This is a genomic window from Acinetobacter sp. ANC_7503, from assembly GCF_056780035.1.
The window spans coordinates 1-225 of sequence record NZ_JBWYJA010000047.1 but is presented as its reverse complement, the minus strand read 5'-3'; the positions used below and the strand labels follow the sequence as shown (position 1 = coordinate 225).

1 protein-coding gene is annotated in these 225 nt (G+C 44.0%); it reads right to left on the bottom strand.

Annotation, left to right across the window (positions count from 1 at the left end):
• On the bottom strand, positions 1-225 hold a 225-nt coding region (locus AC1M9M_RS14900; protein WP_481596723.1), incomplete at both ends, for an FAD-dependent oxidoreductase.

Here is a 225-nt window from a genome sequence, read left to right as displayed (position 1 = left end):
GTTTATAAGGTACTGTTGTACAGTCACCCGCAGCGAATACACCTTTTACATTGGTTTCGTTGCGATCGTTAATCACAATCTCACCACGGTTTGAAAGCTCAACCTCTGTCGTTTTGAGGAAATCCGTATTTGGCAACAAACCAATTTGTACGAAGATGCCCGCAAGTTCAACAATGTGCTCCTCATCCGTCGCACGGTCTTTGTATTTCAGTGCAGTCACTTGTT